Below are 17,812 nucleotides of genomic sequence, written 5' to 3'. Positions count from 1 at the left end.
TCGGCCGGCGCCCCGTGCCCACCCCCTGAACCGGCGCGGCCCGCCCGGGTGACCACCCCCCTGAACCGGCGCGGCCCGCAGGGGTGCACATCCCCCCGAGCCGTCGCGGCCCGCCCAGTGCCCACCCCCCCGAACCGGCACGGCCCACCCCGGGCGCACCCTCCGAACCGGCGCGGCCGTTGGTCACGGCGGCCGCGGTGGCGGGCCGTCGTCGTCCTCCACGGGGCGTGCCGGTGACCCGGTAGTCTGCGCGGGTGGCTGCTGTGACACTGACCGACGTGATCGACGTGCTGGAGGCGGCCTACCCGCCCGCCCGGGCCGAGTCCTGGGACGCGGTGGGCCTCGTCTGCGGCGATCCGGCCCTGCCGGTGAGCCGGGTGCTGTTCGCGGTGGATCCGGTCGCCGCCGTCGCCGAGGAGGCCCTTGACTGGGACGCCGACCTCATCGTCACCCACCATCCGCTCTACCTGCGCGGCACCACCAGCGTCGCCGCCACCACGCCCAAAGGCCGCCTGCTCCACACCCTGATCAAGCACGACATCGCCCTCTACACCGCGCACACCAACGCCGATGTGGCCAATCCGGGCGTGTCCGACGCCCTGGCCCGAGCCGTCGGCCTGGTGGGCGATCTGGTGCCGCTGCGGCCGTTCCCGGACGATCCCTGGCGCGGGCTCGGCCGCATCGGCGACCTGCCGGCGGAGACGACGCTCGGCGCGTTCGCCGAGCGGGCCGCCGCCGGGCTGCCGCGCACCTCGTGGGGGATCCGCGTCGCCGGCGACGAGTCCCGCCGCGTCTCCCGGGTGGCCGTCAGCGGGGGAGCGGGCGACTCGCTCCTGGCCACGGCGCGTGCCGCGGGTGTGGACGTTTTCCTCACGGCCGATCTGCGGCACCACCCGGCCAGCGAGTTCGTGGAGGCGGGCGGGCCCGCGCTGATCGACGCGGCGCACTGGGCCACCGAATGGCCGTGGCTCGACAGCGCCGCGTCCATCCTGGGCTCCAGTGGCATTAACGTTGAGACACGTGTCTCCGCCACGGTCACCGATGCTTGGACAAGAGGATATTGATCATGAAAGCAGCCCCTGAGGCCCAGAAGCGACTGCTCGACCTGGCTGAGCTCGACTCCAAGCTCTCCCGGCTGGCCCACCGCCGCCGCACCCTGCCCGAGCTGGCCGAGATCGACGAGCAGTCCAAGCGCTACGCCAGGCTGGTCACCCAGGCGATCGAGGCCGAGACCGAGGCGAGCGACCTCGCCCGCGATCAGATCAAGGCCGAGGGTGACGTCGACACCGTCCGCACCCGCGCCGACCGCGACCAGAAGCGGCTCGACTCCGGCGCTGTCGCCTCGCCGCGTGACCTGGCCGGCCTGCAGTCCGAGATCGCCTCGCTGCAGCGCCGGCAGAGCGACCTCGAAGAGGTCGTACTGGAGATCATGGAGCGCCGCGAGGCCGCCGACGCCCAGGTGCGCGCCTTCGGCACACAGCGCGACGAGCTCGCCGCCGTCCTGTCCAGCTCCGAGGCGCGCCGCGACGCCGCCTTCGCCGAGATCGACAAGGAGGCGGCCGAGCTGCGCACCAACCGCACCGCCGCCACCGAGGACATCCCCGCCGACCTGCTGAAGCTCTACGAGAAGCTCAAGGAGCAGTACACCGTCGGCGCCGCGATGCTGCACGGCGGCCGCTGCCAGGGCTGCAAGGTGGCCCTGTCGATCGCCGAGATGAACCGGATCAAGGCCGCGCCGCACGACGAGGTGCTGCGCTGCGACGAGTGCCGCAGGATCCTCGTCCGCACCCCGGAGTCAGGCATTTGACCTCGTACGTCATCGAAGCCGACGGCGGCTCGCGCGGCAATCCGGGCCCGGCGGGTTACGGCGCCGTGGTCATGGACGCCTCCGACGGCCAGGTGCTGGCCGAGGCGGCCGAGGCGATCGGCGTCGCGACCAACAACGTGGCCGAGTACCGCGGGCTGATCGCGGGCCTTCGCTCGGTGCTGGAGCTGGCCGGCGACGGCGCCGAGGTGGCCGTGCGGATGGACTCCAAGCTGGTCGTCGAGCAGATGGCCGGCCGCTGGAAGATCAAGAACGAGGGGCTGCGCCCGCTGGCCCTGGAGGCGGGCAAGCTCGCCAGGCGGCTGCGGGTGACGGAGTGGACCTGGATCCCGCGCGCCCGCAACCAGCACGCCGACCGCCTGGCCAACGAGGCCATGGACGCCGCAGCCAAAGGACTGACGTGGAAGGCGGGCGGCTCAGCCACACCCCGCGAAACGATCACTGACGCCTCACCCGCACAAGGCGCGGGCGGGCCCGCCACGAGCGATGCGGCCGCACGCCGGGCGGCGAGCGACTCGGGTGCGCAGCGGATGGGTGGTTCGGTGGCGCGGGGGGCGGCGTCTCTGGCGGAGCAGACGGACCTGCTGGATGCGGGCGACATTACGGAGTTGTCCGCGCCGACCGCCTCCGTTGCCGCAGCCCAGCAGCGCACCCGAGGCACCGGCTGGTCCCCTCCCACCCATGTCGCGACCTCCCTGGTGCTGCTCAGGCACGGCGAGACGCCGCTGTCGATCGAGCGGCGCTTCTCCGGCCTCGGCGACCCCGACCTCACCCCCAACGGCCTGGCCCAGGCCGCGGCGGCCGCCGAGAAGCTGTCGCGTGACCCGTACCGACCCGACGTGATCGTCGCCTCCCCCCGCACCCGCGCCCAGCAGACGGCTCAGGCCGTGGCAGCCCGGACGGGCCTCGACTACGAGGTGGACGAAGACCTCAGGGAGACCGATTTCGGCGCCTGGGAAGGGCACACGTTCACCGAGGTCCAGCGACGCTGGCCCACCGAACTGGCCGCCTGGCTGACCGACCCGGACACCCCGCCGCCCGGAGGCGAGAGCTTCACCGCCGTCGCGCACCGCGTCGAACGAGCCGAGCAGCGCCTGAAGGACACCTACGAGGGCCGTACGATCCTGGTGGTCTCGCATGTCACGCCCATCAAGACCCTGCTGCGCCTGGCCCTGCTGGCACCCCCGGCGGCCCTCTACCGCATGCACCTCGACCTGGCCTGCCTGTCCCTGATCGAGCACTACGCCGACGGCCAGTCCGTCGTCAAGACCTTCAACGACACATCCCACCTGCGCTGACCGGCCGCCCGACCGGCCCTCCCGGGGCGGTCCCCCGAGACGATCGTGCCGGGGTGATCGTGCCGGGGCGGTCGTGCCGGGTGCCGCCAGAACACCCGGCACGACCATCGTGCACCGCCCCCCTCAGGCGATGACACGTCCCCATCCCATCGCTCCGATCTTGTCATTTGCTTGCGAACAGCTTGCATGCGATAACCTCGACCCCAGACGAGCCGGCCGGGCGGCCGCGTCGGGCCCGTAAGGGTCCGCCGAGGAAGGTCCGGGCTCCACAGGGCAGGGTGGTCGGTAACGCCGACCCGGGGTGACCCGCGGGACAGTGCCACAGAAAACAGACCGCCTCCCGGTCTCCGGGAGGTAAGGGTGAAACGGTGGTGTAAGAGACCACCAGCGCCCACGGTGACGTGGGCGGCTCGGTAAACCCCACCTGGAGCAAGGTCAAGAAGGGACGCCTTCCGAGGCGTCCCGCGTGCACCGCTTGAGGGCTGCCCGCCCGAGGCGCACGGGTAGACCGCTTGAGGCCGCCGGCAACGACGGCCCTAGATGGATGGTCGCCCCTTCGCAACCGCGAAGGACAGAACCCGGCCTACAGGCCGGCTCGTCTCTCTCTGTCCCTCTGACCAGGGGCGGAGCTTTCATTTTGCACCCCTGTTCCGTTCCTGTTCCGCCCGAGCGCTAGCGATCATGGTTTCAATGGCGCCGCGGCCGAGCTCCTCATCGTCGGGGAACAGGTGTCCGTACACGTCGAATGTCTCGGCGATCTTGGCGTGACCGAGCCGGGATTGGATCACCTTCGGACCGATGTTCGCCTTGATCAGACCGGAAGCGTAGAAGTGCCTCAAGTCGTGGAACCGCGTGCCCTTCGGCAGGCCGGCCGCCGCTACGGCATCCGCCCAGCACTCCCAGAACGACGACCGCCCCACCGGCTTGTTCGACCGGTTGGTGATGATGAGGTCCTGGGGCCCTGGCTTCCATTTCTGCATGTGCGCGGAGATCTCCGCCAGCACCAGGTCATCAGCGGGCAGCGTCCGTTTCGACGCCTTCGTCTTGAGCTCGACCAGCTTGCCGCGCTGGAGCTGGTAGCGGACCTCGACCTTTCGGCGCAGAAAGTCCACCCGTGGCAGGACCAGGCCGAGCGCTTCTCCCTCGCGTAGACCCAGGCCGGCGCCGAGCCACACCGCGAGGCGATACCGCGGCGTGATGGCCTCGGCCAGGGCAAGGATTGCCTTCGCTGGTAGCGGCTCGACCACGCGAGGATCCACGCGGGGGAGGGGGACTCTCGTACAGGGGTTCGCCGGAATCACCCCGTCGTCCACGGCCGCGTTCATCAGCGCCCGTAGGACCGAGAACACGGTCGCGACGGTGCTCGGCGCCAGCACAGCGGACACTGCCGTGACGAACGCCTTCATGTCCGAACGGGCCAGCGTCGCCATCCGGCGATCCCCAAGGCGGGGATAGATGTGCTTGCGTAGGTGCTGCTCGTACAGCTCCACGGAGTTCGGGCGTAGGTGAAGCTGCGACGGTAGCCACTTCTCCTCGCCGTACTCCCGTAGCCGTTGCTGGCCCTGCCTCGGGTCCACGTAGGTGCCCCGTAAGCGGTCGGCCTCCATGCGGGTGGCGTAGCTCGACGCCTGCGTCTTTACGTCGAACGCCTTGGTGGCTTCCTTCCCGTCCTGTCCAGTCCAGCACGCGAGCCACCGCTTGCCCTGCCCGTGGCGCGCGGTCGGTGCCTTGACCAGCTTGCCGTCGTCGCCCTTGATGGTCTTGGTCCACAGATCTCGCACGCGCGCCATGCCTATGCCCTCCTGCCCTTGTCCGCCGAGATATCCAGGTATCCGCGTTCACGGGCGAGTCTGATCCAGCGGCCGGCCGTAGAGGTGGCCAATCCGAGATCTCGTTCGACGGCTTTGGCCGGAGGTTCCCCGAGTGCGTACGCCAGGGCGTAGGAGGCAGCAACGAACTGGAGCGCCTCATTGGTGGGACCCGCGCTGGTGTCGATATCGGCGGGAGGGCGATAGGGCACGTTGGTCACGTAGCCCCCCTCTCGATTGACGGTCTGCCAAACAAGAGAGCCCGCGGCTGTTCGGACGATGGACGCGACTGGAATGCCGCGGAGAGCCGTACCGGTTACGACGTCGCCTGTCGGCGCGCGCACTTCCAACCGGGTGCATCCGAGTCGCCCGTTTACGACGTCGATCGTGAGGGACACAAGAACGTCCTCGACCGTCCCCTGCACTTCGGCGGGGACTTGGACAGAGAGGTCAGGGGCAAGTCGATGGGCCTTGGCCGTCCCTGGCTTTGTGGTTACACGCACCCGGTCATCGTGCATTGCTGAGTGCAGCTTGTCAAAGCTCACTCATGCGTGGTAGTACTCATGGTCAATGAGAGAGCTTTGCATCACTAACTCACTCGGAGGTTGGTCATGAGGACCAAGAGCGAACACGACTTGGAGAGGCACCTCACCATCGAGGATCTCGCCGAGCGCATGCAGGTGCCCGTCCTGACGGTCTACCGCTGGAACAGCGCCAGGACGGGCCCCCGCTATTTCAAGGCTGGTAGGCACTGCCGGTACAAGCTGACGGACGTGATCGCGTGGGAGAACGCCAACTACGCGGACGGTGCGGCCTGATGGACCAGGAGAAGCAGAAGGGCGGCGCCGGGGGTACCATCCCCGAGCGCCGCCCGAACGACCAGAAGGCCGCCAACTCCAAGGCCACGGTAGCGCGTCGCATCAACAGGCGCCACGTCACCGGGCAGCTTCCCATTGTCCACTCCGCGACCGCGTACCCGCCCGCTTGGGGCATGGTCACGGTCCTGATCGTCCTCGACGACGAATGCGAGTGCGGCTACTTCCACGCCCACCGGGTCAAGGTTCCGGCACCCGCGCTGCTCCGCCGTACCGCCCGGTGTGGCACGAAGTACGAGCTGGCGTTGCACGGGCCGAAGGCCAAGCGCAGGGGGCGGGCCGCCTGATGGCCGAGATGCTCGCCGCCGCCCTGGCCCTCGCGGGCCGGGGTGTCCCGGTGTTCCCCTGCGTCCCGAACGGGAAGCGGCCCCTCGGCCGCGCGGTCCCTCACGGGTACCTCGACGCCACCACCGACATTGAGTTGGTCTCACGGTGGTGGACGGCCGAGCCGATGGCGAACGTCGCAGCCCCGACCGGCACAGGCACATGGGACGCCTTCGATGTCGACGTCAAGCCGACCGGCACCGGGTGGCCGGCCTTCAACCGGTTGAAGGCCGCGGGCCTGCTCCCTGAGCCGTTCATGGTCGTGTCGACACCCTCGGGCGGCATCCACGCCTACTACGTCGGCACCGGCCAGGCGTGTGGGTCACTCAAGCGGCACTACATCGACTTCAAGGGCGCGGGCGGGTACGTGCTCGTCCCGCCCAGCGTGGTCGATGGCAGGCCGTACACGCTCATCTCGGAGCGTCCCCACGCGGAGCACCAACTCAATTGGTGGGCGGTGCGGGAGTTCCTCGACCCGCCCAAGCCCGTGCGGGCAGCTCCCACGCGCGCCAGCAATGGCACGGGCATCGACCACTTGGCCGTGTTCCTGTCCGGCAAGACCAGGCCCGGCAGGAACGCCGCCCTGTTCTGGGCAGCCTGCCGGGCTTGTGAGAACGGCGCCAGTGAGGCCGAACTGCACGAGCTGTACCGCAGCATGCAGTTCGGCGACGGATTCGACGAGCGGCAGGCAGCCCGCACGGTGGCCGATGCGTTCCGCACCACGACCAGGAGAAGCGCGTGAGCCAAGCCGTCCTTGACCCGATGTACGCCGGTGAGGGACGCCCAGAACGCCCCGGCCCGACGCCCGACCCTGATGTGTTCTGTGGCTTCGCAGGGGAGGTTGTCCGGGATCTCGACCCCACCACCGAGGCCGACCCGGTGTCGGTGCTGGCAACCTTCCTGGTGGCCGCAAGCGTGATGATGGGCCGTAATCCGTACGTGCAGATCGGAGACGACAGGCACCCCGCCATCATCTGGGCCATGGTCGTCGGCAAGACGAACTCCGGCCGCAAGGGCGCGTCCAAGGGAACGGCCATGCGGATCATCGCGGGGGCTGATCCCGAGTTCTCGCACGCACCTTTGCTGACCTCTGGCCTGTCCAGCGGCGAAGGGCTCATCGAGGACGTGAAGGACGACCCCGACGACCCGAACCGGGATAAGCGGCGGCTTGTCATGGAGCTGGAGTTCGCCTCGACGATGGCGCGGTGTGCCCGTGAGGGGAACAGTCTGCCGGCCGTTCTCCGCCTGGCGTGGGACGGCGAGCACCTCGGCGTCATGACCAAGAAAAAGCTCGTGGCCACCGGCGCCCACATCGGGATCGTGGCGCACATCCCGCCGAGGGAGTTCCGTCTTCGCCTGAGTGACCGGGAGTTGGCCGGAGGGACCTATAACCGCTTCCTGCCGATCTACTCCCACCGCAACGCCTTGCTTGCCCTGCCGACCGGCGCGCGAAGCCACGTGGTGACGGCCCACGCGGAGACCTTCCGTGAGCGCATCGCGTTCGCCCGCACGTGTGGAGCCGTCAGCATGAGCCCAGAAGCGGAGAAGCTGTGGGCGGAGGAGTACTACCCGGAGTTGAGCAGCGATGGGGAGGACGGGCCGCTCGCCGAGTTCACCGCCAGGGCCGCGGCCTACTGCCGGCGTCTCGCGATGGTTTACGCCCTCTTGGACGGCAGCCCCGTTGTGGAGGAGCGGCACCTGCGTGCCGGGTACGCGCTGGTCAACTACTCCCACGCCAGTGCCGCCTACGTGCTCGGTACCTCGACGGGTAACCCCGATCTGGACAAGCTCATGACGGCCGTCCGGAACGCGGGCGCGGACGGCCTGAAGAAGACCGACGTGACCAAGCTGTTCAGCCACCACAACCGGCTCCAGCGCGCGGACCTGATCAAGGACCTCTTGGAGTTCCCAGGCTTCGCCGAGGACGAGATGAAGACCGCGGGGCGCCCCGCCAAGGTCCTTCGATTCGCCGAGCCTGGCGAGTAAAGCAAAGTAGGCGAGAAAAGGTGGCTGACCAGCAGAGATGCACCTCTGGGGCTTGCGAGCTAAGTGCGAGCAAAGCCCCGCCTGCCACCTTTTCTCGCACTTACTTCGCAGACCTACCGGCCGTGTTTTCGCAGATCAGGTCGTATTTCTCGCTTACTTACCTTTTCTCGCACCGAGACCGGGCGTCAACGCCATCCCGCGCCCAAGGGGGAGACCGGGCCGCGGGGAGCGAAGGCCAGCAGCGGACAGAGGATGCCCGCACCGCCGGACCTGCGCCCTATCGAGGCGGTAGCCGTACCCACCAGTACGGCTACCGCCTCACCCCACCAGCAGGAATCATCGGGACCCACACCTACGCGAGGGGGAGCCCCCATGAAGTTCGGTGCATGGCTTACCGCACAGGACGAGCGCCTCGACCCCGTTGGCAAGCTCGCCCGCGACTACCTCGGCTCGTGCGGGTGCGGGAGGGGCTCATGTGGCCGCCGCCGCGTGAACTCGGTGGCCGGCGTACGTCGCGACATCGACCACCACGGCGGCCACCCCGACGCCCTCGACGCGCTCGACCAGGCCGCCGCCGAGTGGAGATCGGCTCAGGAGTGACCGGCGCACCTCGGGGGAGCGTCGCCCACTGGCTCGATGAGGCCCGCTGGATCATTGAGCGCGCCCATGAGGAAAAGCTGAGGAATCGTCCCCTTCCGCCCAGACTGGCCGCACTGGTACAGCACCTCCTCAACCCAGTGGAGTCCGATACCGGACCCAAGATCAAGCGGCCTGCCATCGTAGAAGTGACCAGCGCGGAGTACGCCAAGCGCACCGGCTACAGCCAGCGGCACATCCGCCGCCTGGCCAGAGCCGGGAAGCTGACCGCCCGACGCGATGGCCACGACTGGCTGATCACAACGGAGGGCGCCCACGATGGCGAATCAGACCGAACCGGTGCCGAGCCTCGCTGACCTCAAGGCGCGGCTCCTGGACGGAGACGAGACGGTCACCGCCGAGCAGCTCGCCCACGCCGCCGAGCTCGCCCAGTGGGAAGACCTCCGCCGCCAAGCCGCCGAACTCAAGGCCGCGGAGGAAGCGGAAGCGGACCGGCTCGACCGCATCACCGCCACCGGCCGCCAGCTCGTCGCCTCGTTCGATGACGACGGCGACGCCGCGGACCTCGACATCATCCGAGACGCCGTGGCCTCCATCGCCCAGCGGGCAGACCGGCGCAAGGAAGCGTTCAGCGCAGCGTTCGGCGCCCTGACCCGCGAAGGCGTCCCCGTCGACGGGCAGCCCGTCGCCGGCGTAACCCGGCACCTCCACGGGATGGGGCTCGGCGAGCGCATCGTGATCGACGGTCGCACCGTCACCTACATCGCCCCCGGCAAGAGCGTCTCCGATGCCATCGCATCCGGCCTCGGCGATGTGGGCAAGTCGCTCGGCTACCTCTCTCCCGGCCTCGTCATCGCGGGTCGGCGCAAGCCCCGCACGGAGACCCCCGAGCAGGCCGCCGACCGCGAAGCCCGACGCGAAGCCGCACGCGCCTACATCGCCAAGCAAGAGCAGGCCAAGAGCGACGAGCGCCAGGCGATGCAAGCCGCACTCCAGGCCCGACGAGACAAGCGGAGCAAGGCATGAGCGACGACCGGTTCACCTGGCAGCTCGGCGACCTCATCGCCGTCGACGAACAGGACACAGACGATGGCGAGTGAGCCGACCGAGCCCGAGACCCCAGACCCGGTACGTCGCGCCTACTCCGAGGCGCTGGCCAAGAAACAGCGGCGCATCCTCTACAACGCCGGTCCCGTCGTCGCGCTCCAGCAGGCAACCGCGGGCAACAGCAGGCAGACCCCCGAGACAGACACGCCTGTCGACATGCCGCCACCCGATACGGCATAACCCCACAGACCACTCGTCACCGTGGCACGGGGCGAGTACGAGGCGGGCCGGCTACCCGTGCGGCCGGCCCGCCTCACACACACAAGACGGTGAGCAGTGAACGACCCCATACGCGAAGCCTGGAAGCGCAAGCAGGGCACCCAGCGGCCACAAGGCCGCGAGGCCGCACCACTCGTTGACGCACACAAGACGATGGGCACCCGCGCCTTCGCGCACCTACTCGGCGAAGTAGCCGACGAGTGGAAGAAAGCCCAAGGCGCGAACCTCGACACCATCCCCATAGATCAGCAGATGGCGGAGATCGAGAAGGCCATGATCCAGCGCCTCACGGCACAGGAGGACTGATGCTCGTACTCGCAGCCCCACGCATCGACGACCCGCGAGACGACGGGTTCAACCGCGCCGTACCCGGAGAACTCCTCTACCGGCCGTTCGTCTGCGCATCCGGGCAAGAACGCAACTGCGGCTGCGAACAGCAATGGGGTGGCATCGCCAGCAGCAAGGCAACCACCGTCGCCGAAGTCGTGGACAAGTCCGGCATGACCCGCTCCGAGTACCTCAACACCATCGCCTTGTACCTCGCCGAGACGTGGGAGTGGGACACCAAGGCTGCAGTAGACGAAGCACAGGAGCTCGCCGCCATCGCCGAGCACTTCGGATCAGGCGCACTCGTCACCATCGACATAGACGGCAACGGCTCCCTCAGCGATGAACTCAGGACAGACCATGGCTAGGCGCATACAGGCCAACCCGAGAGACAGGGTCGAAAGCCAGCGCGGGTACCGATCCAACCCGTTGCCCGTCGACTGGCCGGCACGACGCGACGCCGTACACGAGCGCGACCAGACATGCCGATGGTTCACCTACGACAAGCACTGCGGATCAACCGAGCGCCTTGAAGTCGACCACATCGGAGACCCGCGAGACCACTCACTGACGAACCTTCGCCTGCTCTGCCACAGCCACCACGCAGGCAGGACAGCACAGCAGGCATCAGCAGCACGACAGGCCAACCGCAAGCCACGCAACCGGCCGGCCGAGCAGCATCCGGGGCTGATCACATGACCGCATGTCCGATATATGCCGCTAGGGGTGGCGGAGTCCCCTTTGTCCGTTTCAACGCGGCACCGGACGTGTATAGCGCTCGCCTGTCTCTGACCCCTAAAACGCACCATAGGAGTGGATCGTGAGCGAGAGGAAGACGGCACCCCCGCCGAAGGGTTCGGGCAGGTCAGGCCGCAAGTTGTGGACAGCGATCATGTCCGAGCTGGACCTGGATACGCATGAGGAATTGCTGCTTTTGCAGGCGATTCGGGCCGTAGATCGGCTGGATTTGATGGCTGTAGAGCTTGAGAACGCCCCTTTGACGGTGCAAAACAGCAAGGGGGACATGGTCGCCCACCCGCTGATTGTCGAGTCTCGGCAGCAGAGTCTCACGTTGGCGCGGCTGATGGCGTCGCTACGGCTGCCGTCCGGCTTGTCGGAGGGTGGCGAGGATGACCTGGACCGCCCGCAGCGTCGCGGTGCTGCTCGTGGCTCCTACGGCTTGCGGAGCGTCATGTGAGGCGACGCCGCGGCCCTGAGGATGTGCTGAAGCTTCGCGAGGAGGCGCGCGGCCTGGTGGCGATCACGTACTACGCCGCGGCGTTGCAGTCGGATCGCAACACGTTGCGGTGCCTTGCGCGACTGGTTGAGATCGCCCGCACGCTGCAGGTGCAGGAACCCCCCTCGATGGCCGAGCTGGCCGAGGACCCGAAGCTGATCGATAAGTGGGCCGGCCTGGTCGGCATTGGCCCGGTGTGGGGGTGGTAACGGTCGAGACGCGGGAGTTTCGGGAGGCCCTACGCGCACACGCGCGGGGAGTTCTTCAGTTTCTGCAGGAGGTCTACATACGTGCGCGCGAGGGTTTTGCGAGGCATCTACGCGCGCACGCGCGCGAGGGTGGATCGCCCGACCGTCCGGGGCAGGTCACCGGGCGGCCGGGCGGCTCAGGGTGGACAGGATGTGCCCCTCGAACTTGAACTCTCCGACGATGCGCCGGCCCCGGCACTCCTCGACGGGGATCCATGGATCCCAGGAGCCGCCGTACACGGCTTCGAGGCGGCCATCGACCAGGCGGAGGCGTTCGCCGCAGTAGCGGCACAGGGGCAGCGTCGTCGGGTCTACGGGCTCGATCACGTCGGGTCGCCCGTCTTCCACGAGGCGGCCACCCGAAGGACAATGCCCTCGATCTCCGCCTCGGCCGGCGTCGAGGCGATGGCGACGTCGCCGCTTCGTCGGTGGGTGAGCATGAAGCCGCCGTCGACCAGCTCGACGTCACAGCCGACGATCTCGGGGATCGGGTTACTCTCCATACGTCGCACCTCTCCGTGCGATCAGGCCCGGTTCAGCGTTCGCGCGCTGGCCGGGCCGCTTTCTTGGCTGGCATTCGAGTCTGCCACGTCAAGGTGTCTTAAACCATCCCCACGTGTATTACGGGGTGTCTACGTGTTGCTATGTCCACCCTGGTACGGCACACGAACCTTGATCGCATGCATCCGAGTCGGTCGAAGTGGCGCCAGGCGTTCGCGGCCATCTGCGACCAGATCCGCTCAGGCGAGCTCGCCCCGGGCGACAGGGTGCCCACCGTGCACGAGCTCATGACCGAGTGGGACATGTCCAACACGGTCGCCCAGAAGGTGCACCGGGCGTTGCGTGAGGCCGGCCTGGTTGAGACTGAGCGAGGCACCGGAAGCTACGTGCTTGAGGGCGCGGCCGAGAAGCTCCAGGCCGACGACGAGTAGCGAGGCACCCTCGCGGGAGGGGCTGGGGTGCCACGCGTGGAGGGTTACAGGTCAGAAGGGGTGCCACGCATCGTGGCACCCCCTCCGACAGGTGCGTGGCACCTGGGGTGAAGCCCCGTGGCACCCAGGAGCGAAGAGCGTGGCACCCCCTGTGGTGTCGCGACGCCGCGGCGACACCGTGCCGACAATCCGTCTGACACTTCCGTGACAGTACGCGACAGTTCGTACACCGACTTCTACAGTGGCGCGTCCAACCCCGTCCACGCCCCTACCCTCAGGAGCCCCCATGCGTCTCTGCTTACGCGTTCTCACCGTCCTGGCCGCGCTCGCCGCTCCCCTCCTCCTTCCGCCGCCCGCGACCGCCCAGGCCGCGCACGCCAGCGCGGCGGCCACGTACCGGGGCGAAGGTGACGACGTCGTGCGCATCCCGGTCACGTCGGGGCCGACCATCGTCAAGGCCACCCACCGGGGAGAGTCCAACTTCATCGTGTGGGCCCTCGCCGGCGGCAAGCAAGTGGGGCTGGTCGCCAACGCGGTGGGCGACCACAAGGGCACCAGGGCGTTCAACACCATCCGCGGCGACAAGGTGCGCTCCCTGGAAGTCACCGCAGACGGCGCCTGGACGCTGCAGGTCCTCCCCATCACGAAGGCCCGGTACTGGGCGATCAACGCCAAGGGCGCCGGACCTGATGTGCTGCGCCTCACCTCCGCATCGAAGGCAGCACGCCGCATCACCATCCGCCACCAGGGAGAGTCCAACTTCATCGTGTGGGCCCTCGACAACCGCGGCCATACCACCAAGCTGCTCTCCAACAAGGTGGGCGACTACCGGGGCCGCGTGCTACTCCCGGCCGGCACCCGCTACGCCACCATCGAGGCAGACGGCACCTGGTCCATCGCCCGCTAATCCAAGATCAAAAAGCGTCGGCCGCGCAGCCCACGCGCAGCCGTACGCGCGTCACACCTCGGGACGGTCCGGCATCAGGTACCGCTGGGCTTCGTCGTCGTAGCCGCCGAGCACGCCGGCCTTGACGAGCCTCTTGAGCGTCTTCTGAACCCACGACCGGCTCATGTCCGTCGACTCCCACAGCGGCTTGAGTTCGCCTGAGGAGAAGTCCCGCGCCCCGCCGTCCCACAGCCCTTGCAGGTGCTCGATGAGGGCCGCTCCGCGCTGCTCGGCCGTCATGGTCTGTGCCGGTGGGGCGAACCTCATCGGCGGATCGCCCTCGTCAAGGTCGGGGATCTCGTCGTCCAGGCCCGCCGTCACCTCAGGATCGGGGTCGTCGGTCTCCAGGTACTCGCTGGCCACGTCGCGCACCTCCTCATCATCGTCGTCCTCGGCGGGCCGTTCCAGTGCGTCGGTGGGCGCGGACAGGGGAGCGTCGCCGCTCGGCAGCCTCGACAGTTCCGCGGTGGTGGGGTCCACCTGCTTGGCCGAGGCCGGCCAGGCGGCGGAGTGGGCGCGCATCGCCGCGTTGGCCCGCTCATCATCGAACTCGCCAGCGTCGTCCAGGCCCCACGCGAAGGTGCGCATCGGCATCGCGATCCGCTCGGCCGGGATGGACGGCGCGTCCAGGTAGGCCATGCCGGGCTGTGTGTTGGTCCACAGCTCAGGCCGGGCGCCCGCATCCTGTTGCCGCTCGGACAGGCCGAAGGAGGCATCCGCGGCGGAGTCGACGCCGAAGCACATCTTCGCGAGCTGGCCGCGCGCGAGCGTCGGCATCTGGCTGTAGTCGGAGCGCTGCAGGCTCATGACGATCGTGCCGCCCGCCGAGCGGATCGCCTTGAGCATCGACAGGAACGTCTCCTGTTCCTTGTCTGACAGGCAGTCGTAGATGTCGGGGAACTCCTCCAGCCACACCAGCCAGTAGGTGAGGCCGCAGCCCTTCTTCCACTTCTGCAGGCCCTTGGACGCCAGGTAGTCGGTGCGCTCCTTCACCCTGGCCTGCAGCTCGGCGAGCATCGCCTTGACGCCCGCCTTGGTCGTCTCGAACCGGTGCAGCGACTCTTCCAGCGGCCCGAGCGTCTGCTTGCCCTTGGTGATGTCTCCGGCGAACACCGCGACGTCGTAGCGGGTGACGAGCTCGGCGAGGAAGTTCCACGCTCCGCCGATGCCCTTACCGGCGCCGGTCTGCCCCATCATCTGCACGTGGTGGCCGACGATGACGTACTCGACCTCATCGAGGTCCTGCCACAGGCCGGGCCGGATCGGGTCGGCCACCGACAGGCCGGGCAGTGACGCGCCAGGCCACAGGATCGGATGCTTCATGACGCGCGGGTCGGAGATGGTCACCTTGGCCTTGGACGCGTCGTCCGGGTCAATGCTCGTGGTGATGCTGCCGGGCGGCAGCGGGATCCCGGACTCGACGTAGGCGATTTTGCGTTGCAGGTCCTCGGCCGTCTGCCGGCCCTGCTCCAGCTGCACCTCACCCTCCACCTTGTGGGCGGTCGCCTTGACGGTGGTGGCCTCGACAGCGTGCATCCCCGCCCGCTCGGCGCCCTGGCCGAACAGAAGCGCTAGCGGGTCGGTGATGGCGCCGGGCTGGTCGAGCCCCTTCGCCCGGATGATGGTCCGGATGTTCCACGTCAGCGCGATCGTGAAGCCGCCGATGAGCACCAGGCGGCCGGTGAAGACCGTGACGGGCCCGTTGATCGTGGCAGCCACCACCCACACCCCCGCCAGGAGGGTGGTGAGGGTGGTGTGGGTCTTGCCCCACGGGCCGCGGGCGTGCGACTGGCCGAAGGTGACGCCGGTCAGCACCAGCACCGCCACCGCCATCAAGAACATCGTCCAACCGATGGTCTGCGGGTCGTCGCTGCCGAGGATGAAGTGGAAGGCCGACCCGACGCCGAACACCAGCACGTACGCCATCCACGGCAGCGACAGAGTGACGAGCTTGGACACCTGGTTGGCCGCGACCTTGGCCATGCTGGATTCGGTGTCGATGGACACCAGGTCCTTACTCCGCCCGGCCATCACGCGTCATCCTCCCAATTGAACGTGGACTTCCGGTTCTCCGGCTTGGCCTGGGGGAGCACGTCCACGAACTCTTTCCGAAACTGAGCATGGAACTTCACCAGCTCGACGCCGGCGCCGCGCTGCAGCTCGGCCGCACGCTTGAGCCGCTTCACCACGCGGCGGGCACGCAGGCGCACGTCCGGGGCGCCCACGATGGCGAGCACCGGATGTCCCTTGAACGAGCGGATCAGCACCGCGTACAACTCATCAGAGCCGATCGCGAACTCTTCGCCGAGGTCCCGGCACAGGTCCCGCCCGGTCTTGGCGTACTGCGTGATTGCCCGCGGACCCTCCCACGGGATCGCCGACAGTTCGGGGATCCGGCCCCGGCCCGGCTTGTCGCTCACTGCTCTCCTCCCTGCCACGTGTCGCGGACGACCTGCACGAACTGACGGGTGCCGTGCGAGATGCGCGGCACGCCGAGGGAGGCGGCCATGAGCGCGTCCAGCGCGCCGAGCAGCAGCACGATCACATGCCCGAGGATGGCGAGCGCCAGGAGCATCCCGACGCACGCCCGGAAGATCAGCGCGCGGACCATGTCGACGGTCCTCATTGGGCCACCTCCACGAGGGTGCTCAGGTACCGCCGAAGACGGCCGGCCCGATCGGTGGAGACGTTCATCGTGTCCTTGATCCGGCGCACGGTCGGGGTCTCGCCCTGCGCTACCTCGGCGAGGAACGTAGCCACCGCCACCGGCCGGTAAGGGGCGTCGAGATCAGGCTCAGGTACGGGGTCGGGCCGTACCTCGACCTCGGGGGCGGACTCCTCCAAATCGCGCACATGTGCGCGATCTGCCGCCAGGGCAACCGGCTCGACCTGCACAGGTACAACGGGCTCGTGTACCTGGACCGTTTCAAGACGAAACCCTTCAACCGCCTGAAGGGTTTCCGCCTCGACCTCATCCCGCGCGGCTACCGCCTCGACCGTTACATCTGTAACGGTCGATCTCCGGATCAGCCCCATGAGGAGCTCGTAGGCGAGCACCAGGGCGACGGCCGGCCACGCGGCGACGATCGCACCCACCGGCCCGTGCGCCCACCCGTGCATGACGTTCGCCGCCAAGGTGGCGAGGATGCCGAGCACGAGCGAGAGGTACGCCAGGACCGGCCGGGCCCCGCCACGGCGGGCAGCGTCGAGCAGCACCATGGACGAGGCGAAGATGAGGCCATCGATCGTGAGCGGGACGAGGATCGCGGTGAACCCTGCCTCGCCGTTGGCCACGACGACCTCGTACGCGTGGCGGTAGCTGACGACCGCGGCCACCCCGGCAAGCAGGATGACCACGGCGGCGGTGAGGAAGCGGATCATGCCGACACCTGCTTGCTGCAGGTGATGCACGACGCGTCGCCGCACCGGCCGTCAGCGTCGTACAGCACCGCCACCGGCGCCCACGAGGCCGGCACCTCACCCCTGCGGCGCGCGATGACCCGATCCAGGGTCGCCATGAGCTCGGCCATCTCGGCCGCGGTGAAGTGCTCACCGACCTGCTTGAGCGTGAGCGTGGTGGGCTGCGTGCCGAACTCTTCGGCCAGGTGGGCGAAGCTGAGGTAGCCGAAGTGATAGCCGAGCATCGTCTCTTTCGTGCGGCTCGACTCCAGGCCGGCGCGCAGGCTCAGGACCTCTACGACCGCCTCGGCGAAGATGCGGTGCTCCCGGTCGCTGATCTCCTGCTTGTAGAAGGCGGCGGTGACCTCGGCCGGGTAGGTGCCGCCATCGTCGGCCTTGAGCATCGCGCCGAGCGTCATGCCGACCTTGACCGCGTCGGCCAGGCTCAGCCCGGTGATCTGGTCGACGCCGAGCGTGTCGCGCATCGCCTGCAGCGCGGTCGCCGGGTCGGCGGGCTGGTCGTCGTGGGTGAGACAGGCGAACACCTGGCCGTAGGTGGGGATGGTGCCCACGGGCCGCATGGCGTTGTCCTCGGCGTGGCAGTGCACGCAGGCGATGCCGTCGAGCTGGGTGGGCGTGAGTGTGGCCGGGTCGAGCGCGGGTGTGGTGGACTTGTCCACGGGT

Annotated in this window: 25 protein-coding genes and 1 other RNA gene; 17 read left to right on the top strand and 9 right to left on the bottom strand. The window is 68.6% G+C overall.

Annotation, left to right across the window (positions count from 1 at the left end; translation table 11 throughout):
• Positions 1 to 263 precede the first annotated feature (263 nt).
• The 4 genes from OHA68_RS43355 (at position 264) to rnpB (ending at position 3,725) form a co-directional block, all read left to right on the top strand.
• Positions 264 to 1,064, top strand: coding sequence for a Nif3-like dinuclear metal center hexameric protein (locus tag OHA68_RS43355; RefSeq protein WP_189141090.1), 801 nt, complete (start codon positions 264 to 266; stop codon positions 1,062 to 1,064).
• Positions 1,065 to 1,066: 2 nt separating this feature from the next.
• Positions 1,067 to 1,807 (top strand): zinc ribbon domain-containing protein, encoded by a 741-nt coding sequence (locus tag OHA68_RS43350; protein WP_327105448.1) that lies wholly within the window; start codon positions 1,067 to 1,069, stop codon positions 1,805 to 1,807.
• Entirely contained in the window at positions 1,804 to 3,123 is a 1,320-nt protein-coding gene (locus OHA68_RS43345; RefSeq protein WP_327105447.1) for a bifunctional RNase H/acid phosphatase, read from the top strand. The genes OHA68_RS43350 and OHA68_RS43345 overlap by 4 nt, the downstream gene beginning before the upstream one ends.
• A gap of 208 nt (positions 3,124 to 3,331) precedes the next feature.
• An RNA gene (gene rnpB / locus OHA68_RS43340) (RNase P RNA component class A) lies at positions 3,332 to 3,725 on the top strand.
• 30 nt (positions 3,726 to 3,755) lie between these two features.
• Here the strand turns inward: rnpB and OHA68_RS43335 are convergent.
• Both OHA68_RS43335 and OHA68_RS43330 read right to left on the bottom strand, forming a co-directional pair.
• On the bottom strand, positions 3,756 to 4,913 hold the full coding sequence (locus OHA68_RS43335) for a tyrosine-type recombinase/integrase (protein WP_327105446.1): 1,158 nt from the start codon (positions 4,911 to 4,913) through the stop codon (positions 3,756 to 3,758).
• A gap of 2 nt (positions 4,914 to 4,915) precedes the next feature.
• Positions 4,916 to 5,476 carry a hypothetical protein gene (locus OHA68_RS43330; protein WP_327105445.1) on the bottom strand — a complete coding sequence of 187 codons (561 nt, stop codon included), beginning with the start codon at positions 5,474 to 5,476 and terminating at the stop codon, positions 4,916 to 4,918.
• Positions 5,477 to 5,542: 66 nt separating this feature from the next.
• On the opposite strand from OHA68_RS43330, the gene OHA68_RS43325 reads away from it, so the two are divergent.
• The 11 genes from OHA68_RS43325 to OHA68_RS43275 all read left to right on the top strand — a co-directional run bounded on the left by OHA68_RS43325 (position 5,543) and on the right by OHA68_RS43275 (position 11,812).
• Positions 5,543 to 5,749: a helix-turn-helix transcriptional regulator gene (locus OHA68_RS43325; protein WP_327105444.1), complete on the top strand. Its 207-nt coding sequence runs from the start codon at positions 5,543 to 5,545 to the stop codon at positions 5,747 to 5,749.
• Positions 5,749 to 6,093, top strand: a complete 345-nt coding sequence (locus OHA68_RS43320; RefSeq protein WP_327105443.1) for a hypothetical protein — start codon at positions 5,749 to 5,751, stop codon at positions 6,091 to 6,093. Before OHA68_RS43325 ends, OHA68_RS43320 begins: the two co-directional genes overlap by 1 nt.
• Entirely contained in the window at positions 6,093 to 6,872 is a 780-nt protein-coding gene (locus OHA68_RS43315; RefSeq protein ID WP_327105442.1) for a bifunctional DNA primase/polymerase, read from the top strand. Before OHA68_RS43320 ends, OHA68_RS43315 begins: the two co-directional genes overlap by 1 nt.
• The gene (locus tag OHA68_RS43310; RefSeq protein ID WP_327105441.1) at positions 6,869 to 8,116 is read left to right on the top strand and encodes a hypothetical protein; all 1,248 of its coding nucleotides are present in this window, start codon (positions 6,869 to 6,871) and stop codon (positions 8,114 to 8,116) included. The genes OHA68_RS43315 and OHA68_RS43310 overlap by 4 nt, the downstream gene beginning before the upstream one ends.
• A 372-nt stretch (positions 8,117 to 8,488) precedes the next feature.
• Positions 8,489 to 8,716: a hypothetical protein gene (locus OHA68_RS43305; RefSeq protein ID WP_327105440.1), complete on the top strand. Its 228-nt coding sequence runs from the start codon at positions 8,489 to 8,491 to the stop codon at positions 8,714 to 8,716.
• Between the two features lie 315 nt (positions 8,717 to 9,031).
• Entirely contained in the window at positions 9,032 to 9,739 is a 708-nt protein-coding gene (locus OHA68_RS43300; protein WP_327105439.1) for a hypothetical protein, read from the top strand.
• A 63-nt stretch (positions 9,740 to 9,802) separates the two neighbouring features.
• Positions 9,803 to 10,000: a hypothetical protein gene (locus OHA68_RS43295; RefSeq protein WP_327105438.1), complete on the top strand. Its 198-nt coding sequence runs from the start codon at positions 9,803 to 9,805 to the stop codon at positions 9,998 to 10,000.
• Between the two features lie 96 nt (positions 10,001 to 10,096).
• Positions 10,097 to 10,345, top strand: coding sequence for a hypothetical protein (locus tag OHA68_RS43290; RefSeq protein WP_327105437.1), 249 nt, complete (start codon positions 10,097 to 10,099; stop codon positions 10,343 to 10,345).
• Positions 10,345 to 10,734 (top strand): DUF7715 family protein, encoded by a 390-nt coding sequence (locus OHA68_RS43285; RefSeq protein ID WP_327105436.1) that lies wholly within the window; start codon positions 10,345 to 10,347, stop codon positions 10,732 to 10,734. The genes OHA68_RS43290 and OHA68_RS43285 overlap by 1 nt, the downstream gene beginning before the upstream one ends.
• A 524-nt stretch (positions 10,735 to 11,258) precedes the next feature.
• Positions 11,259 to 11,564: a hypothetical protein gene (locus tag OHA68_RS43280; RefSeq protein ID WP_327105435.1), complete on the top strand. Its 306-nt coding sequence runs from the start codon at positions 11,259 to 11,261 to the stop codon at positions 11,562 to 11,564.
• 23 nt (positions 11,565 to 11,587) lie between these two features.
• The gene (locus tag OHA68_RS43275) at positions 11,588 to 11,812 is read left to right on the top strand and encodes a hypothetical protein (RefSeq protein WP_327105434.1); all 225 of its coding nucleotides are present in this window, start codon (positions 11,588 to 11,590) and stop codon (positions 11,810 to 11,812) included.
• A gap of 156 nt (positions 11,813 to 11,968) precedes the next feature.
• On the opposite strand, the gene OHA68_RS43270 is transcribed toward OHA68_RS43275, so the two are convergent.
• Positions 11,969 to 12,178, bottom strand: a complete 210-nt coding sequence (locus OHA68_RS43270; protein ID WP_327105433.1) for a hypothetical protein — start codon at positions 12,176 to 12,178, stop codon at positions 11,969 to 11,971.
• Positions 12,175 to 12,354 carry a hypothetical protein gene (locus OHA68_RS43265; protein ID WP_327105432.1) on the bottom strand — a complete coding sequence of 60 codons (180 nt, stop codon included), beginning with the start codon at positions 12,352 to 12,354 and terminating at the stop codon, positions 12,175 to 12,177. The genes OHA68_RS43270 and OHA68_RS43265 overlap by 4 nt, the downstream gene beginning before the upstream one ends.
• A gap of 177 nt (positions 12,355 to 12,531) precedes the next feature.
• On the opposite strand from OHA68_RS43265, the gene OHA68_RS43260 reads away from it, so the two are divergent.
• Positions 12,532 to 12,783: a GntR family transcriptional regulator gene (locus OHA68_RS43260; RefSeq protein WP_327105431.1), complete on the top strand. Its 252-nt coding sequence runs from the start codon at positions 12,532 to 12,534 to the stop codon at positions 12,781 to 12,783.
• Between the two features lie 286 nt (positions 12,784 to 13,069).
• The gene (locus OHA68_RS43255) at positions 13,070 to 13,690 is read left to right on the top strand and encodes a hypothetical protein (RefSeq protein WP_327105430.1); all 621 of its coding nucleotides are present in this window, start codon (positions 13,070 to 13,072) and stop codon (positions 13,688 to 13,690) included.
• A 51-nt stretch (positions 13,691 to 13,741) separates the two neighbouring features.
• Here the strand turns inward: OHA68_RS43255 and OHA68_RS43250 are convergent, their stop codons facing one another.
• Genes OHA68_RS43250 through OHA68_RS43230 form a run of 5 tightly spaced genes read right to left on the bottom strand, consistent with a single transcriptional unit; the run spans position 13,742 to position 17,808 of the window.
• Positions 13,742 to 15,760: a hypothetical protein gene (locus OHA68_RS43250; RefSeq protein WP_327105429.1), complete on the bottom strand. Its 2,019-nt coding sequence runs from the start codon at positions 15,758 to 15,760 to the stop codon at positions 13,742 to 13,744.
• Positions 15,760 to 16,149, bottom strand: a complete 390-nt coding sequence (locus OHA68_RS43245) for a hypothetical protein (protein ID WP_327105428.1) — start codon at positions 16,147 to 16,149, stop codon at positions 15,760 to 15,762. Before OHA68_RS43245 ends, OHA68_RS43250 begins: the two co-directional genes overlap by 1 nt.
• Entirely contained in the window at positions 16,146 to 16,355 is a 210-nt protein-coding gene (locus OHA68_RS43240) for a hypothetical protein (protein ID WP_327105427.1), read from the bottom strand. The genes OHA68_RS43245 and OHA68_RS43240 overlap by 4 nt, the downstream gene beginning before the upstream one ends.
• Positions 16,352 to 17,110, bottom strand: coding sequence for a DUF2637 domain-containing protein (locus OHA68_RS43235; protein ID WP_327105426.1), 759 nt, complete (start codon positions 17,108 to 17,110; stop codon positions 16,352 to 16,354). Before OHA68_RS43235 ends, OHA68_RS43240 begins: the two co-directional genes overlap by 4 nt.
• Positions 17,107 to 17,808, bottom strand: a complete 702-nt coding sequence (locus OHA68_RS43230) for a hypothetical protein (protein WP_327105425.1) — start codon at positions 17,806 to 17,808, stop codon at positions 17,107 to 17,109. The genes OHA68_RS43235 and OHA68_RS43230 overlap by 4 nt, the downstream gene beginning before the upstream one ends.
• Between the last annotated feature and the right edge of the window lie 4 nt (positions 17,809 to 17,812).

Origin of the sequence: Nonomuraea glycinis (assembly GCF_035920485.1) — a bacterium.
Taxonomy (GTDB): domain Bacteria; phylum Actinomycetota; class Actinomycetes; order Streptosporangiales; family Streptosporangiaceae; genus Nonomuraea; species Nonomuraea glycinis.
The sequence above is the reverse complement of the archived record's forward strand: the minus strand, read 5'-3'. Positions and strand labels throughout refer to the sequence as shown.

Bases quoted from the DNA above. Each gene is read 5' to 3' on its own strand.
- OHA68_RS43240 (WP_327105427.1), bottom strand. From the start codon at position 16,355: ATGAGGACCGTCGACATGGTCCGCGCGCTGATCTTCCGGGCGTGCGTC.
- OHA68_RS43235 (WP_327105426.1), bottom strand. From the start codon at position 17,110: ATGATCCGCTTCCTCACCGCCGCCGTGGTCATCCTGCTTGCCGGGGTG.
- OHA68_RS43250 (WP_327105429.1), bottom strand. From the start codon at position 15,760: ATGGCCGGGCGGAGTAAGGACCTGGTGTCCATCGACACCGAATCCAGC.
- OHA68_RS43255 (WP_327105430.1), top strand. From the start codon at position 13,070: ATGCGTCTCTGCTTACGCGTTCTCACCGTCCTGGCCGCGCTCGCCGCT.
- OHA68_RS43265 (WP_327105432.1), bottom strand. From the start codon at position 12,354: ATGGAGAGTAACCCGATCCCCGAGATCGTCGGCTGTGACGTCGAGCTG.
- OHA68_RS43335 (WP_327105446.1), bottom strand. From the start codon at position 4,913: ATGGCGCGCGTGCGAGATCTGTGGACCAAGACCATCAAGGGCGACGAC.
- OHA68_RS43315 (WP_327105442.1), top strand. From the start codon at position 6,093: ATGGCCGAGATGCTCGCCGCCGCCCTGGCCCTCGCGGGCCGGGGTGTC.
- OHA68_RS43300 (WP_327105439.1), top strand. From the start codon at position 9,032: ATGGCGAATCAGACCGAACCGGTGCCGAGCCTCGCTGACCTCAAGGCG.
- OHA68_RS43280 (WP_327105435.1), top strand. From the start codon at position 11,259: ATGTCCGAGCTGGACCTGGATACGCATGAGGAATTGCTGCTTTTGCAG.
- OHA68_RS43320 (WP_327105443.1), top strand. From the start codon at position 5,749: ATGGACCAGGAGAAGCAGAAGGGCGGCGCCGGGGGTACCATCCCCGAG.
- OHA68_RS43295 (WP_327105438.1), top strand. From the start codon at position 9,803: ATGGCGAGTGAGCCGACCGAGCCCGAGACCCCAGACCCGGTACGTCGC.
- OHA68_RS43350 (WP_327105448.1), top strand. From the start codon at position 1,067: ATGAAAGCAGCCCCTGAGGCCCAGAAGCGACTGCTCGACCTGGCTGAG.
- OHA68_RS43305 (WP_327105440.1), top strand. From the start codon at position 8,489: ATGAAGTTCGGTGCATGGCTTACCGCACAGGACGAGCGCCTCGACCCC.
- OHA68_RS43260 (WP_327105431.1), top strand. From the start codon at position 12,532: ATGCATCCGAGTCGGTCGAAGTGGCGCCAGGCGTTCGCGGCCATCTGC.
- OHA68_RS43285 (WP_327105436.1), top strand. From the start codon at position 10,345: ATGCTCGTACTCGCAGCCCCACGCATCGACGACCCGCGAGACGACGGG.
- OHA68_RS43325 (WP_327105444.1), top strand. From the start codon at position 5,543: ATGAGGACCAAGAGCGAACACGACTTGGAGAGGCACCTCACCATCGAG.